The sequence below is a fragment of the Cellulomonas gilvus ATCC 13127 genome (assembly GCF_000218545.1).
Taxonomy (GTDB): domain Bacteria; phylum Actinomycetota; class Actinomycetes; order Actinomycetales; family Cellulomonadaceae; genus Cellulomonas; species Cellulomonas gilvus.
In genome coordinates this window covers 1037968-1052461 of record NC_015671.1, presented here as the reverse complement: position 1 = coordinate 1052461, position 14494 = coordinate 1037968, and the positions used below count along the sequence as shown (strand labels likewise).

Genomic DNA, 14494 nt, shown 5'->3' with positions numbered 1-14494 from the left:
GCGGCGACGTCCCCGACGGGGCCTTCGGCGGCCGGCGTGTGCCTGCCGGGTGCGAAGATGGCGGGATGGACGACGCGAACCTGGACCGCACCGACGGCACGTGGCACGAGGACCAGCCGGTCGAGGACCGCGGATCGAACCGCTCGCAGCGGCCCGGGTCGGCCGCGTTCCTCGAGTTCGTCACGTCGGGCTGGGCCGAGCGTCCCCCGTCGCAGGCCACGCGCAGCGCCGCGGCCGAGTTCACGGCCGCTCGCCGCAGCGCGCTGTCCGCGCGGCTGCGCGGGCGCCGTCTGGTGATCCCCGCCGGGACGTTCAAGGTGCGCTCGAACGACACCGACTACCGGTTCCGGCCGCACTCGGCGTTCGCGCACCTCACGGGGCTCGGCGTCGAGCAGGAGCCCGACGCGGTCCTGGTGCTGCACCCGGTCGAGGACGGCGCGGGCGACGACGGCAGCGGCCACCACGCGGTGCTGTACATGCGCCCGCTGGCGGGCCGCGACTCGAGCGAGTTCTTCTCCGACTCCCGCTACGGCGAGTTCTGGGTGGGTGCGCGCCCGACCCTCGAGGACCTCGAGACCGTCACGGGCATCGCGACCGCGCACGTCGACGACCTGCGGGACGCGGTCGCCAAGGACGTGGGCGACGGCGGCGTGCAGGTGCTCGTGGTGCCGGACGTCGACCCCGGGGTCGAGGCGGTCGTCGAGGAGATCCGCGCGCAGGAGGCCGCGCGCGGGGCGCAGCAGGCGGACCGCGACGAGCACCTGGTCGAGGCGCTGTCCGAGCTGCGGCTCGTCAAGGACGCGTACGAGATCGAGCAGATGCGGCTCGCGGTCGCGACGACGGTCGAGGGCTTCGAGAAGGTGGTCCGCGCGCTGCCCGCGGCCCGCGCGCACGTGCGCGGCGAGCGTGTGGTCGAGGGCACGTTCGTCGGGCACGCCCGTCAGGAGGGCAACGCGGTGGGCTACGAGACGATCGCCGCCGCGGGTGACCACGCGACCACGCTGCACTGGATCGACAACGACGGCCAGGTGCGCGCGGGCGAGCTGCTGCTGCTCGACGCGGGTGTCGAGGTCGACTCGCTCTACACCGCCGACATCACGCGCACGCTCCCGGTGGACGGCACGTTCACCGAGGTGCAGCGCCGCGTCTACCAGGCGGTGCTCGACGCCGCGGACGCCGCGTTCGCGGCCGCGGTGCCGGGTGCGCGGTTCCGCGACGTGCACGCCGCCGCGATGGAGGTCATCGCGGACCGCCTCGCGCAGTGGGGTCTGCTGCCCGTGACCGCGGCCGAGTCGCTGCTGCCCGAGAACCAGCACCACCGGCGCTGGATGGTGCACGGCACCAGCCACCACCTGGGCATCGACGTGCACGACTGCGCGCAGGCACGCGCCGAGCTCTACCTGGACGGCGTGCTCGAGCCCGGCATGGTGTTCACCATCGAGCCCGGCCTGTACTTCAAGTCCGACGACCTGCGCGTGCCGGCCGAGTACCGCGGCATCGGCGTGCGCATCGAGGACGACGTGCTGATGACCGCCGACGGCAACGAGAACCTCTCGGCGGCGCTGCCGCGCGACCCCGACGCGGTCGAGGCCTGGATGGCGGGGCTGCTGCGCGGCTGACCGCGCGACGGTCGTCTCAGGCGTCCTGCGCGGGCGGCGCGTCCGCGTCGGCGGGCGGGCGCACACCCGTCGGCGCCTGCGGTGCGACCTCCGGGACCGCGGGCTTCGTCGGCCAGCCGCTCGTCACGCCCCCGACCTCGGCGAGCAGCTGACGTGCCTGGTGCGCCTTCTCCGCGTGGCACAGCACGGCGTACGAGGACGCGACGATCTGGCTCGCCGACGTGAAGTCCCGGCGCCCGCGCGACAGCGAGTACGTCAGCACCGAGAACAGCAGGCCGAACGCGCCGCCGATGAGGATCGCGGGCAGCAACGGGCTGGACTCCTCGGTCGAGAACAGCGACAGCAGCAGCCCGACGAACAGGCCGAACCACGCGCCCGAGACGAACCCCCCGAGCGCGGCGCGCGGGTAGGACAGGCGGCCCGTGACGCGCTCGACCATCTGCAGGTCGGTCCCGACGATGGTGACCATCTGCACGGGGAACGCCTTGTCCGCCAGGTGGTCCACCGCCTTCTGCGCCTGCACGTAGGTGTCGTAGCGGGCCACCTGCTCGCCCTGGGGCGGGGTGGGGGTGCGCGGGACGCGGGGCTGACCGGTGTACGCCATGCCCCCGATCCTCTCCCCTTTTCGTCCCGGACCGCCACGCCCGGCCCGCTCGTCCGGGTGACGCGGGCGCGCGGGCCCGGACGCGGCGCGTGCGGCGCAGCCCCCGGCGTCTAGGCTGACCGCGTGAGCAGCGTCGGCACCCGGGTGTTCGTCGCGCGCCTGGCCGGGACCACGGTCTTCGACCCCTTGGGCGACCAGGTGGGGCGGGTGCGCGACGTCGTCGTGCTCGTGCGCCCCAAGGGCGCACCGCGCGCCGTGGGCCTCGTGGTCGAGGTGCCCGGGCGCAGGCGCGTCTTCCTGCCGCTGACACGCGTGACCGCGATGGACCCCGGCCAGGTCATCTCGACCGGGCTGGTGAACATGCGCCGCTTCGAGCAGCGCGCGTTCGAGACGCTCGCCGTGAGCGAGCTGCTGGACCGCACCGTGGACCTGGCGGACGGCAGCGGCAGCGCCACCATCGAGGACCTGGCGATCGAGCTGCAGCGCGGCGGGGACTGGGTGGTCACCAAGCTGTTCGTGCGACGCGTCGTCCCCGGGCACCGGGGTCTGCTGCGGCGCCGCGGCGAGACACAGCTGGTCGCGATGTCCGAGGTCACGGGCCTGGCGCGCGCCGCCGGGCAGCAGGCGGCCGAGCTGCTGCTGGCGCAGTACGAGGACCTCAAGCCGGCGGACCTCGCGGACGTCCTGCACGACCTGGGCACGACGCGTCGCCTCGAGGTCGCCACGGCGCTCGACAACGAGCGCCTCGCCGACGTGCTCGAGGAGCTGCCGGAGGACGACCAGGTCGCGATCCTGCAGGGGCTCGAGCTGGGCCGCGCGGCGGACGTGCTCGAGGCCATGGAGCCCGACGACGCGGCCGACCTGCTGGGCGAGCTGCCGCAGGAGCAGGCCGCCGAGCTGCTCGGGCTGATGGAGCCCGACGAGGCCAAGGACGTGCGGCGCCTGCTGGCGTACGAGGACAACACCGCGGGTGGCCTGATGACCACCGAGCCCGTGATCCTGGGCCCGGAGACGCCGATCGCCGCGGCGCTCGCGCACGTGCGCCGGCAGGACCTCACGCCCGCGCTCGCGTCGATGGTGTTCATCGCGCGGCCCCCGCTCGAGACGCCCACGGGCCGGTTCATCGGCGTGGTGCACCTGCAGCGCATGCTGCGCGAGCCGCCGCACGAGTCGATCGGCTCGATCGCGGACACCGACATCGAGCCCATCGAGGTGGACGCGCCGCTGCTGTCCGTGACGCGTCAGCTGGCCACGTACAACCTGCTCGCGCTGCCGGTGGTGGACGCGGACAAGCGCCTGCTGGGCGCGGTGTCCGTGGACGACGTGCTCGACCACCTGCTGCCCGAGGACTGGCGCGAGCAGGACGACGAGCGGCACGACGAACGGGCGGGGCTGAGCCGGCCGCCGCAGGCCGGGGTGCGCCGTGGCTGAGCGCCTCGACCAGCCGCGCGAGTCGCGGCGGTCCTTCCTGCCGCGTCCGCAGGCGGACCAGGACGCCGCGGGCCGCGTCTCGGAGAGCATCGCGCGGTTCCTGGGCACGCCGTCGTTCATCTTCTGGCTGACGATCTTCTGCATCGTCTGGCTCGGGTGGAACGCGTTCGGCCCCGAGGACCTGCGGTTCGACAAGGCCGCGAACGGGTTCACGGCGCTCACGCTCATGCTGTCGCTCCAGGCGTCCTACGCCGCTCCCCTCATCCTGCTCGCGCAGAACCGGCAGACCGACCGGGACCGCGTGCAGGCCGAGCAGGACCGGCAGCGCGCCGAGCGCAACCTGGCGGACACCGAGTTCCTGGCGCGCGAGATGGCCTCGGTGCGCATCGCGCTCAACGAGGTGGCGACCCGCGACTTCGTGCGCTCCGAGCTGCGCAACCTGCTCGAGGAGCTGCTCGCCGAGCAGGCCGAGCAGGCGGACGCCGACGAGCCGGCCGAGCCCGGCGCCGAGCGCCCGGACGGCAAACCGGCGCGGGCCGAGCGCAAGCCCGAACGTCGCCGCGTCTGACCCGTCCGCCGCGGCCGGCCCCACGTCGGCCGGCCCGACGATCGCCCGCCCGGGCCGGACGGCCGTCGGTGGCCCGCCCGGGGCGACCTAGCATGGGCGTCGTGCCCGAGCAGACCACCCCGCCCGACGACGCCCTGACAGCCGCCGTCCTGACGGCCCTCGCGACCGTGCAGGACCCGGAGATCCACCGGCCGATCACCGAGCTCGGGATGGTCCGGTCGGTCGAGGTGGACGGCACGCGCGTCGTCGTCGGGCTCGACCTGACGACGCCCGGCTGCCCGCTCAAGGACACGCTCACGCGGGACGTCACCGCGGCGGTCACGCAGGTGGACGGGGTCACGGACGTCGCCGTGGCGCTCGGTGTGATGTCCGCCGAGCAGCGCGCCGACCTGCGCCGCCTGCTGCGCGGCACGGACGCCGAGCCCTCGATCCCGTTCGCGCAGCCCGGGTCACTGACCAAGGTGTTCGCGATCGCGTCGGGCAAGGGCGGCGTCGGCAAGTCGTCGGTGACCGCCAACCTCGCGGTCGCGATGGCCGCCGAGGGGCTGCGCGTGGGCGTCGTGGACGCCGACATCTACGGCTTCTCGATCCCCCGGATGCTCGGCGTGGACCGGCCCCCCACCAAGGTCGACGACATGCTGCTCCCGCCCGAGGCGCACGGCGTCAAGGTGGTCTCGATCGGCATGTTCGTCCCGAAGGGCCAGCCCGTGGTCTGGCGCGGGCCCATGCTGCACCGCGCGCTGCAGCAGTTCCTGGCGGACGTGTTCTGGGGCGACCTGGACGTGCTGCTGCTGGACCTGCCGCCCGGCACCGGGGACATCGCGATCTCGGTCGCGCAGCTGCTGCCCGGTTCGCAGATCCTCGTCGTGACCACGCCGCAGGCGGCGGCCGCCGAGGTCGCCGAACGGGCCGGCACGGTCGCCGCGCAGACGCGGCAGCAGGTGGTCGGCGTGATCGAGAACATGTCCTGGCTCGAGCAGCCCGACGGCACGCGCCTCGAGCTGTTCGGCTCGGGCGGCGGCGCGCACGTCGCGCAGCGGCTCACGGACCTCACGGGCGGTGACGTGCCGCTGCTGGGCCAGGTCCCGCTGGACGTGCGCGTGCGCGAGGCCGGCGACACCGGCTCACCGGTGGTGCTGACCGCACCGGACGCGCCGGCGGCGGTCGCGTTGCGGGAGGTCGCGCGCACGCTGGGCACGCGCCGCCGCGGCCTGGCCGGGATGTCGCTCAACCTCACGCCGCGCTGATGCGCGCCCGGGTCGCCCGGGTGTTGGAAATTGTTGAGTTCAGTGGGATGCTGTTCGGGTGTTGGCGACCCAGAGGCAAGAGCTGATCCTCGCCGCGGTGCGGGAGCGCGGTGCCGCACGCGTCGCCGACCTCGTCGCCGAGCTCGGGGTCTCAGACATGACCGTGCGCCGCGACATCGCCGAGCTCGCGCAGGCCGGCCTGGTGCGCCGCGTGCACGGCGGCGCCGTCGCACCCGAGGGCACGCGTGCGGCCGACGAGCCGGGCTTCGACGTCAAGGTCGAGCAGGCCGGTCCGCAGAAGGCCGCGATCGCCGCCGCCGCGCACGCCGAGCTCGAGCCCGGTCAGGCGCTCGCGCTCTCGGCCGGGTCCACCACGTTCCGGCTCGCGGAGCTCGTCGCGGCCGACGCCGCGCTGCGGCCCCTGACGGTCGTGACCAACGGCCTGCGGATCGCCGACGCGCTGCACCGCGGCGTGCGGGCGGGCGAGATCGAGGTGGTGCTGACCGGCGGCGTCCGCACGCCCAGCGACGCGCTCGTCGGACCCGTCGCCGACGCGTCGCTCAGCCGCCTGCGCGTCGACCGTGCGCTGCTGGGCGTGCACGGCCTCGACACCGCGGGCCTGACCACGCCCAACCTGGCCGAGGCCGCCACCGACCGCGCCCTCATCGCGTGCGCGGCCGCCACGACCGTCCTGGCCGACCACACCAAGTGGGGCGTGGTGGGCCTGGCCCAGATCGCCTCGCTCGACGAGGTCGACCTGGTGCTGATGGACGACGGCGCACCGCCCGAGGCCCGGCGCCACCTGGCCGGCCGCCTGCGCACGGTGCCCGTGCCGGCGGCCCCCTGAACGCGACCCCCCGCGACCCCACCCCACCGCGTGACCCCGCACCGAACGGAGAGCACCCCCGCATGACGAGCGACACCCGCGCCCACGTGCGCATCACACCCACGCACCTGGCGGACGGCCGCGAGCTGTTCTACTTCGACGACTCCGAGCCCTACGTCTCGGGTGCCGCCACGCGCAGGCTCGACGACCCGCGCCCCCTGCCCGACCGGTTCGCGCCCGACGAGGACGGCCACGTGCCCGCGGGCCCGGAGCTGCGCCGCGACCCGCTCACGGGCGAGTGGATCGCGATGGCCGCGCACCGCATGAACCGCACGTTCCTGCCGCCCGCTGACGCCAACCCCCTGGCCCCCGCCAGGCCCGGCGCCACGTACCAGGACGGGGAGATCCCCGCCGACGCGTACGACGTCGTGGTGTTCGAGAACCGCTTCCCCTCGCTCATGCGCGTGCCGGGCGTCACCGACGAGGTCGCGCTGCAGGACGGCGAGGAGCTGTGGCAGACCCGCCCGGCCGCGGGCCGCTGCGAGGTCGTGTGCTTCTCCTCCGACCCGACCGCGTCGCTGCGCACCGTGAGCCCGCAGCGCATGCGCACGATCATCGAGGCGTGGGCGCACCGGACGGAGGCGCTCAACGCGACCGAGGGCATCGAGCAGGTCTTCGCGTTCGAGAACCGCGGCAAGGAGATCGGCGTCACGCTGCACCACCCGCACGGCCAGATCTACGCGCTGCCCTACCTGGCACCGCGCACCGCGGCGATGCTCGCCACCGCGCAGGAGCACCGGGCCGCGACCGGCCGTCTGCTGGGCCGCGACGTGCTCGAGGCCGAGCTCCGGCACGGCGCGCGCGTGGTCCTCGAGTCCGAGCACTGGGTCGCGTACGTGCCGTTCGCGGCGCGCTGGCCCGTCGAGGTGCACCTGGTCCCGCGCCGCGACGTCCCGGACCTCCCGGCGCTGACCGACGACGAGCGCGCCGACCTGGCCACGACGTACCTCGAGCTGCTGCGCCGGCTGGACCTGTTCTTCGTCGACGACGAGACCGCCATCCCGCTCCCCTACATCTCCGGCTGGCACCAGGCGCCCGCGCGGCAGGGGCGCGACGACTGGCGCCTGTCGCTGCAGATCTTCTCCGTGCTGCGCGCACCCGGGAAGCTCAAGTACCTCGCCGGCGTCGAGTCCGGGGTCGCGGCGTGGGTGTCCGACACCACGCCCGAGCGCATCGCGAACCGGCTGAAGGAGCTCGCATGACGACGTGGGCCCACGCCTGGGACCAGGCGACGGGACAGGACCGCGCACGAGCGGCCTTCGCCGCGGCGTTCGGCGCGACCCCGCCCTCGGGGGTGTGGTCCGCACCGGGACGCGTCAACCTCATCGGCGAGCACACGGACTACAACGGTGGCCTGTGCCTGCCGGTCCCGCTCGCGCACCGCACGTACGCGGCGCTGCGGCCGCGGGTCGACGAGGTGGCCCGCATGGCCTCGTCGTGGGACCCGACCGCCGTCGTCTCGCTCGAGCTCGCGAGCGTGGCACCCGGCACGGTCGACGGCTGGACCGCGTACGTCGCGGGTGTCGCGTGGTCGCTGCGCGAGCTCGGGCTGGACGTGCCGGGCTTCGACGTCGCGATCGACTCGTGCGTGCCCGTGGGTGCGGGGCTGTCGTCGTCGGCCGCGCTCGAGTGCTCGGTGGCGCTCGCGCTCGACGCGGTGCACGGGCTGGGTCAGTCGCGTGAGGCCCTCACGGCCGCGTGCGTGCGCGCCGAGAACGAGATCGCGGGCGCCCCGACCGGCGGCATGGACCAGGCCGCCGCGCTGCGCACGATCGACGGGCACGCGCTGCTGCTCGACTGCCGGGACCTGAGCGTGCGCCACGTGCCGTTCGACCCGGCCGCCGAGGGCCTCGCTCTGCTGGTGATCGACACGCGCGCCGAGCACGCGCTCGTCGACGGGCAGTACGCCGCGCGACGCGCGACGTGCGAGGAGGCCGCGGCGCTGCTCGGCGTGCCGACGCTGCGCGAGCTCACCGACGCCCCCGGCGGCGCCGAGCGCGCGCTGGCCACGCTGGCCGACGGCTCCCCGGGCGCCGACGTGCGCGTCCGCCGCGTGCGTCACGTGCTCGCGGAGATCGAGCGCGTCAAGCAGTTCGTCGCGCTGCTCGACGCGGGGCGCCTGCGGGACGTCGGGCCGCTGCTCGACGCGTCGCACACGTCCCTGCGCGACGACTACGAGGTCTCGTGCCGCGAGCTCGACGTCGCCGTCGAGGCAGCCCGTGCCGCGGGCGCGCTCGGCGCCCGGATGACGGGTGGCGGGTTCGGCGGCTCGGCCATCGCACTGGTCGAGGCGGACGCGGTGGACGCGGTCGCCGACGCCGTCGACGCCGCGTTCCGGGCGCAGGGTCTGACCCCGCCGGCGTTCGTCGCCTGACCGACGCCCGACCGGTCGAGGGCCGGGGCCGTGCGCCCCGGCCCTCAGCCGTCGTCGGCCGCGCGCCGCTGCACGTCCTCGTGCAGCGAGAGGAACAGCGAGTACGGGGTCCCGTCCGGGTCGGGTGCCCGGTCGGCGTACTCGTGGACCAGCGCGTCCACCCGCCTGACCAGCTCCTCGTAGGCCGCGCGGTCGAGCCGGAGCCCCAGGCGGACCATCGGGCTGGAGTCCAGGTCGGGCACGAGCGCGACCTCCTGCAGGAACGTGTCGACGAGCACGCGCGCCCGGCCGGGCGCGGGCGGCATGCGCCAGGACCGTCCGGTCGCCCGGTACGGCACCTCGCGCGAGCCCCGCGCACCGCGTCGCACGGGTCCGGCCACCAGGAAGCCCCGGTCCACGAGCGTGCGGACGTGGTGCAGCACCGTGGCCGGGTTCCGGTCGAGCCGCCTCGCGATCTCCCGGTTGGTGAGCGACTCGTCGAGGCACAGCCGCAGGATGCGCAGCCGCAGCGACGACGCGAGCGCGCGCGCGTCCGCGTCCGGGTCGTCGGAGACGGCCGGCACGCCCGGCACGTCCGGCGGGGAGGACGGGCTCAGCGGCATGGCCCCATCCTGCCACTGATTGACTTTTCTCAATCGGTGCCGGGATGCTGGGCGTGTGACCGGCACCCCCGTCCCGACCGGCGCCGTCCCGCGCTCGCTGCTGCAGCACCGCGACTTCCGGTGGCTGTGGGCCGGCGATGCGCTGGGCCAGCTCGGTGCGCAGCTGACCGCGCTGGTCCTGCCGATCTACGCGGTGGACCACCTGCGCGCCACCGAGTGGCAGATGGGCGTCCTCACGGCTGCCGAGACGGCCGCGTTCCTGGTCATCGGGCTGCCCGCGGGCGCGTGGGTGGACCGGATGCGCAAGCGCCGCGTCCTGGTGGTCGCCGACCTGGTGCGCGCCGCGGTGCTCGCGGTGGTGGTCGTGGCCGCGGCGACGGACCGCGCGAGCATCCCGCTGCTCGTGGCGGTCGCCGCGGCGATCAGCGTGGCGAACGTCTTCTTCGACGTCGCGCACCAGAGCTACGTGCCCGGCCTGGTCGGGCTCGACCACGTCGTGGAGGGGAACGCCAAGCTCCAGGCCACGCAGTCGGTCGCGCTCGTCGCCGGGCCCGCGATCGGCGGCGCGCTGCTGCGCGTCGTCGCCGCACCCGCCGTCATCGTCGTCACGGTGGTCACCTACGTGCTGTCGGCGTGCGGGGTGGGTCGCATCCGGCACGTCGAGCAGCCGCCCGCACCGCACGAGCGCCGACCCCTGCGCAGCGAGATCGCCGAGGGCCTGCGGTTCGTCGTGCACCAGCCGCTGCTGCGCAGGATCGTCGCGACCACGTCGATCTCGAACCTCGGCGCGGCGGTCTCGGGCGCCGTGATGGTGATCTACGCACTCCGCACGCTCGGGCTCGACTCCGCCGCGTTCGGCACGGTCGTCTCCGCGTCCGCGCTCGGCGGCCTGGCGGGGGCGTTCGCCGCGGGCCGGCTCAGCACGTGGATCGGCGAGGCGCGCATCATCCCGCTGTCCGCGCTCACGCTCGCCCCCGCGGGCGCGGTCGCGCCGCTGGCGTCGGTGCTGCCCGTGGACCCGCAGGTGACGCTCGTGGTCGGCGGCGTCGTCCTGAGCTTCGCGGTGATCGTCTACAACGTCGCGCAGGTGAGCTTCCGTCAGCGCCTGTGCCCGCCCGCGCTCCTGGGCCGGATGAACGCATCCGTGCGGTTCATCGTGTGGGGCTCGATGCCGATCGGCGGGCTCCTGGGCGGGTGGCTCGGGCACGCGATCGGTGTGGTGACGACGTTGTGGGTCGCCGCCGCGATCGGCGCGGTGGCCACGCTGCCCGTCGCGCTCTGCTCGGCGCTGCGGCGACGCGACCTGCCGCTCGACGCACGCGGCACGTCGGACGAGCCGACGGCGGACCCGGACCGTGCGGCCGACACGCCCGTGCCCTGACCGCCCGGCCCTATGCGGGCACGGGCCCCGCCGACGCGGGGACGCGACGCCGCACGGAGGGGCGACCGACCGACGCGACCACCGCGACGACGAGTGCCGTGAGCGCCACGGCGAAGGCCGCGACCACCAGCACGGCACCGGCCGCGGACCACCCGCGGGCGACCGTCACGTCCGGACCGTCCCAGTGCAGCGCCGCGGTGCGCATCGCACTGCCCGCGAGGATCAGCAGCGCGGCGAGCACGCCGGCGACAGAGAGCTGCGCACCCGCGACCACGCGCCGCGCGCTGAGGCGGCGCAGGTCCAGGTCGTCGGCCACCGACACGTCCGGAACCGCCGGGCGCGCGGCCACCTGGCGCAGCACCACCTCGGTCCCGAGCAGGACCACGACGACCACGACGAGCGCGCCGACGCCGTAGGGCAGACCCGGGAACGGGGTCGCGCGGGACGTGCCCGTGGCGTGCTCGACGACGAACCCGCGTCCCGTCCGGTCCGCGAGCGCCGCGCCGGCCGCCGCGACCGCGACCACACCGATCGCCCAGCCCCACAGCACCCGCCGGGGCCACGAGCCGGCCACCTGACCGACCGTGCGCGCCACGAGCGGTGCGCGCCGCGCGGTGCCGCTCGGGCGCGGCCACGTGCCCTCGGCGACCGCGTGCACGGCCAGGAACGCGAGCACGACGAGCAGCGGCGCCGCCCACGCCGCGACGCCACCGGCCGACCGTGCGGCCAGCGCCAGCACGGGCACGGCCGGGACGACGGCGATCACGAGCGCCAGCCAGGCCAGGCCCGAGGTGCGGCCGACCCGGTCGCGCGCCGCGACCAGCGCGGCGGGCACCGAGTCCACCGGCGCCGCGGGTCCGTCCGGCCCGTCGTACGGGCTCGTGCGTGCGTCCCCCTGCGTCGCACGCACGGCCATCACCAGGATCAGGCCCACCAGGCCCACGACCGTCAGCCCGACCACGGACAGGACGCCGAGCCACACCGGGGCGTTCATGAGTGCTCCTTGCTCGGGCCGGGCGCCGCGGCGGCCGGCCGGTGGGTCTGGAGGGCGCCGCGCACCAGCGCGAGGGCGTCCTGGTCGGACAGCCCGTACGCCCGCGCCTGGGCGACGAAGCTGCGGGCGGCACGCATCGGGGCGTCGTCCGCGGGCACGGCGTCCGCCGCGACCACCGTGCCGGTGCGACGACGCGTCGCGACCAGCCCTGCGGCCTCGAGCTCGCGGTACGCGCGCGCCACCGTCCCGGGCGCGACGCCCAGGTCGGCCGCGAGCATCCGGATGGTCGGCAGCCGCGCGCCCGTGCGCAGCCGGCCGGCCGCGACGTACCCCGCGATCTGCTGCCGGATCTGCTCGAACGGCGGCACGGACGACGTCAGGTCGAGGTCGACGACGAGCCCGCCGTCCCCGTCCGCCGTCGCGTCCACCGATCCCCCTGCACGCCCTGTCCAATGTGTCGACACATTGATACTTTAAACGTGTCCCGCGCGTCAAGCCTCAGAGGTCGTACTCGACCACCAGGGGTGCGTGGTCGGAGAACCGCTCGGCGTACGTGTCCGCGCGGTCGACCACGGCCTTCACCGCGACCTCGGCGAGCGCGGGTGTCGCCAGCTGGTAGTCGATGCGCCAGCCCGCGTCGTTGTCGAACGCCTTGCCGCGCCACGACCACCACGTGAACGGCCCCGGACCCTCGCCGCCCAGCTCACGGCCCTCGTCGTGCCAGCCGAGCTCGTCGATCCACGTGTCGAGGTACGCGCGCTCGCGCGGCAGGAACCCCGCGCTCTTGAGGTTGCCCTTCCAGTTCCTGATGTCGGCCTCGCGGTGCGCGATGTTCACGTCGCCCGCGACCACGGCGTACCCGCCACCGTCGACGATCTGCCGCAGCCGGGCCGTGACGGCGTCGAGGAACGCGTACTTCTCGTCCATCGACGGGGTGTTGAGCGTGCCGGAGTGGACGTACGCCGAGACGACCGTCAGCGTCCGAGCGGGTGCACCGGGCCGCGCGGGGACCTCGAGGTCCGCCTCGACCCAGCGCCCCGAGTCGCCCGGGACCCCGGTGCCCAGCCCGATGCGGACCGCGGACATCGGCAGCCGGGACGCGATCGCCACGCCCGAGCGTCCCTTGGTCTGGCTCGCCTCGTGCGCCAGGTGCCACGCGTCCGGGCTCAGGTGGTCCGCCAGGATCTCGTCCGTGGCCCGGACCTCCTGCAGCAGCAGGACGTCGGGCGCGCGCGTCTCGAGCCACTGGCCCATGCCGCGGCGGTAGGCGGCACGGATGCCGTTGACGTTGACGGTGGCGATGCTCAGCACGGCGGGGCTCTCCAGGGTGGCGGGTCGTGGCCCCGCAGATCCTGCCCTACGCCACCGACAGGTCCGACCCCGCCCGCGGGCGATGGTGACCGGTCGGCGCTCAGTCCTCGTCGCGCGGCTGGCCGCCCGGGACCTCGGCGGCCCGCGCCCGGAACCGCTCGAGCGCCTCGGCCGCACGCTCGCTCTCGGCGCGCCGCTCCGCACCGGCCTCGTGCTCGGCCTGCGCGAGCACCCCGAGCGCGGCGAGCGCCGCCAGGTCGACGTTCATCGCGAGCCGCGCGATCCCCACGATCGTGAGGCACAGCCCGGCGATGGCGGCCGACGCGCCGAGCACGACGAACAAGGCGATGCCCTCACCCCACTCCGGGCCGAGCACGGCGAGCGCGGCGAGCGCGGCGTACATCACGGCGAGCCCGCTCACGAGCAGGCCGACCCCCCACGCCAATGGCTCGGCCGACGGCCGATGCTCTCGATCCATGGCTCCCCCTGCTGTCTGGTCGGACGCCCCGCAGCCTAGGGCCTGGGACGGCGTCCCCGCAGGCAGCGGGGGCGGGCGGGCGCGTGTCAGGCGCCCGCCCGCCCCTGCCGACCGTCAGCCCGCGTGGCGCTCGGCGGCCTCGACCACGTTGCTCAGCAGCATCGCGCGCGTCATCGGCCCGACCCCACCCGGGTTGGGCGAGACCCACGCCGCGACGTCGCGGACGCCGGGGTCGACGTCACCCACGACGCGGCTCTTGCCCGTCTCCGGGTCCACCGCGCGCGAGACGCCCACGTCGACCACGACGGCACCCGGCTTGACGATGTCCGCCGTCACGACGCCGGGGACGCCGGCCGCCGCGACGACGACGTCCGCGTGGCGCGTGTGCTCGGCGAGGTCGTCGGTGCCGGTGTGCGTGAGCGTCACGGTCGCGTTGACGGCGCGGCGCGTGAGCAGCAGGCCGATCGACCGACCCACGGTCACGCCCCGGCCGACCACCACGACGTCGGCCCCCGCGAGCTCGATCCCGTGCCGCTCGATCAGCTCGATGATCCCGCGCGGTGTGCACGGCAGCGGGCTGGTCACGGGCTCGTTGACGCGCAGGACCAGGCGGCCCAGGTTCGTCGGGTGCAGGCCGTCCGCGTCCTTGTCCGGGTCCACCAGCTCGAGGACCCGGTGCGTGTCGATGCCCTTCGGCAGCGGCAGCTGGACGATGAAGCCCGTGCACGCCGGGTTCTCGTTGAGGCGCCGCACGGCGGCCTCGATCTGCTCCTGCGTCGCGTCGCCCGGCAGCTCCTCCTGGATGGAGGCGATGCCGACCTCGGCGCAGTCACGGTGCTTGCCTGCGACGTACCACCGGCTGCCCGGGTCGTCGCCGACCAGGAGCGTGCCGAGCCCGGGCGTGACACCGCGTGCGGCGAGGGCCGCCACACGCGCCGTGAGCTCGGCCTTGATGGCCGCCGCGGTGGCCGTGCCGTCGAGGATCTGCGCGGTCATGGC

15 protein-coding genes are annotated in these 14494 nt (G+C 75.1%); 8 read left to right on the top strand and 7 right to left on the bottom strand.

The window, feature by feature from the left end:
* Positions 1-65: 65 nt before the first annotated feature.
* Positions 66-1619 carry an aminopeptidase P family protein gene (locus CELGI_RS04900; RefSeq protein WP_013883002.1) on the top strand — a complete coding sequence of 518 codons (1554 nt, stop codon included), beginning with the start codon at positions 66-68 and terminating at the stop codon, positions 1617-1619.
* A 16-nt stretch (positions 1620-1635) separates the two neighbouring features.
* On the opposite strand, the gene CELGI_RS04895 is transcribed toward CELGI_RS04900, so the two are convergent.
* Positions 1636-2223 carry a general stress protein gene (locus CELGI_RS04895; protein ID WP_013883001.1) on the bottom strand — a complete coding sequence of 196 codons (588 nt, stop codon included), beginning with the start codon at positions 2221-2223 and terminating at the stop codon, positions 1636-1638.
* 123 nt (positions 2224-2346) lie between these two features.
* Here CELGI_RS04895 and CELGI_RS04890 point away from each other — a divergent pair, with 123 nt between their 5' ends.
* From CELGI_RS04890 to galK, 6 genes are all read left to right on the top strand, one after another.
* Complete coding sequence (locus CELGI_RS04890; protein WP_013883000.1) at positions 2347-3654, top strand: magnesium transporter MgtE N-terminal domain-containing protein; 1308 nt, start codon at positions 2347-2349, stop codon at positions 3652-3654.
* The gene (locus tag CELGI_RS04885) at positions 3647-4222 is read left to right on the top strand and encodes a DUF1003 domain-containing protein (protein ID WP_013882999.1); all 576 of its coding nucleotides are present in this window, start codon (positions 3647-3649) and stop codon (positions 4220-4222) included. The genes CELGI_RS04890 and CELGI_RS04885 overlap by 8 nt, the downstream gene beginning before the upstream one ends.
* Before the next feature lie 92 nt (positions 4223-4314).
* Complete coding sequence (locus CELGI_RS04880; protein WP_013882998.1) at positions 4315-5469, top strand: Mrp/NBP35 family ATP-binding protein; 1155 nt, start codon at positions 4315-4317, stop codon at positions 5467-5469.
* Positions 5470-5527: 58 nt separating this feature from the next.
* Positions 5528-6316, top strand: coding sequence for a DeoR/GlpR family DNA-binding transcription regulator (locus CELGI_RS04875; RefSeq protein ID WP_013882997.1), 789 nt, complete (start codon positions 5528-5530; stop codon positions 6314-6316).
* A 62-nt stretch (positions 6317-6378) separates the two neighbouring features.
* Positions 6379-7557 carry a galactose-1-phosphate uridylyltransferase gene (galT, locus tag CELGI_RS04870; RefSeq protein WP_013882996.1) on the top strand — a complete coding sequence of 393 codons (1179 nt, stop codon included), beginning with the start codon at positions 6379-6381 and terminating at the stop codon, positions 7555-7557.
* Complete coding sequence (gene galK / locus CELGI_RS04865; protein ID WP_013882995.1) at positions 7554-8729, top strand: galactokinase; 1176 nt, start codon at positions 7554-7556, stop codon at positions 8727-8729. The genes galT and galK overlap by 4 nt, the downstream gene beginning before the upstream one ends.
* A gap of 44 nt (positions 8730-8773) precedes the next feature.
* On the opposite strand, the gene CELGI_RS04860 is transcribed toward galK, so the two are convergent.
* A complete protein-coding gene (locus CELGI_RS04860; protein ID WP_013882994.1) occupies positions 8774-9331 on the bottom strand; it encodes a winged helix-turn-helix domain-containing protein in 558 nt (185 codons plus the stop codon).
* Between the two features lie 55 nt (positions 9332-9386).
* On the opposite strand from CELGI_RS04860, the gene CELGI_RS04855 reads away from it, so the two are divergent.
* Positions 9387-10712, top strand: a complete 1326-nt coding sequence (locus CELGI_RS04855; protein ID WP_013882993.1) for an MFS transporter — start codon at positions 9387-9389, stop codon at positions 10710-10712.
* A gap of 10 nt (positions 10713-10722) precedes the next feature.
* Here the strand turns inward: CELGI_RS04855 and CELGI_RS04850 are convergent, their stop codons facing one another.
* From CELGI_RS04850 to CELGI_RS04830, 5 genes are all read right to left on the bottom strand, one after another.
* On the bottom strand, positions 10723-11706 hold the full coding sequence (locus CELGI_RS04850; protein WP_013882992.1) for a hypothetical protein: 984 nt from the start codon (positions 11704-11706) through the stop codon (positions 10723-10725).
* Positions 11703-12134, bottom strand: coding sequence for a GntR family transcriptional regulator (locus CELGI_RS04845; RefSeq protein ID WP_013882991.1), 432 nt, complete (start codon positions 12132-12134; stop codon positions 11703-11705). The genes CELGI_RS04850 and CELGI_RS04845 overlap by 4 nt, the downstream gene beginning before the upstream one ends.
* 70 nt (positions 12135-12204) lie before the next feature.
* Positions 12205-13017: an exodeoxyribonuclease III gene (locus CELGI_RS04840; protein ID WP_013882990.1), complete on the bottom strand. Its 813-nt coding sequence runs from the start codon at positions 13015-13017 to the stop codon at positions 12205-12207.
* Between the two features lie 100 nt (positions 13018-13117).
* Positions 13118-13495, bottom strand: coding sequence for a hypothetical protein (locus CELGI_RS04835; protein WP_013882989.1), 378 nt, complete (start codon positions 13493-13495; stop codon positions 13118-13120).
* Between the two features lie 114 nt (positions 13496-13609).
* A complete protein-coding gene (locus CELGI_RS04830; RefSeq protein WP_013882988.1) occupies positions 13610-14491 on the bottom strand; it encodes a bifunctional methylenetetrahydrofolate dehydrogenase/methenyltetrahydrofolate cyclohydrolase in 882 nt (293 codons plus the stop codon).
* Positions 14492-14494 lie beyond the last annotated feature (3 nt).

Coding starts and splice junctions, on each gene's coding strand:
- CELGI_RS04895 (WP_013883001.1), bottom strand. CDS start 2,223: ATGGCGTACACCGGTCAGCCCCGCGTCCCGCGCACCCCCACCCCGCCC.
- CELGI_RS04830 (WP_013882988.1), bottom strand. CDS start 14,491: ATGACCGCGCAGATCCTCGACGGCACGGCCACCGCGGCGGCCATCAAG.
- CELGI_RS04880 (WP_013882998.1), top strand. CDS start 4,315: ATGGGCGTCGTGCCCGAGCAGACCACCCCGCCCGACGACGCCCTGACA.
- galK (WP_013882995.1), top strand. CDS start 7,554: ATGACGACGTGGGCCCACGCCTGGGACCAGGCGACGGGACAGGACCGC.
- galT (WP_013882996.1), top strand. CDS start 6,379: ATGACGAGCGACACCCGCGCCCACGTGCGCATCACACCCACGCACCTG.
- CELGI_RS04835 (WP_013882989.1), bottom strand. CDS start 13,495: ATGGATCGAGAGCATCGGCCGTCGGCCGAGCCATTGGCGTGGGGGGTC.
- CELGI_RS04850 (WP_013882992.1), bottom strand. CDS start 11,706: ATGAACGCCCCGGTGTGGCTCGGCGTCCTGTCCGTGGTCGGGCTGACG.
- CELGI_RS04860 (WP_013882994.1), bottom strand. CDS start 9,331: ATGCCGCTGAGCCCGTCCTCCCCGCCGGACGTGCCGGGCGTGCCGGCC.
- CELGI_RS04900 (WP_013883002.1), top strand. CDS start 66: ATGGACGACGCGAACCTGGACCGCACCGACGGCACGTGGCACGAGGAC.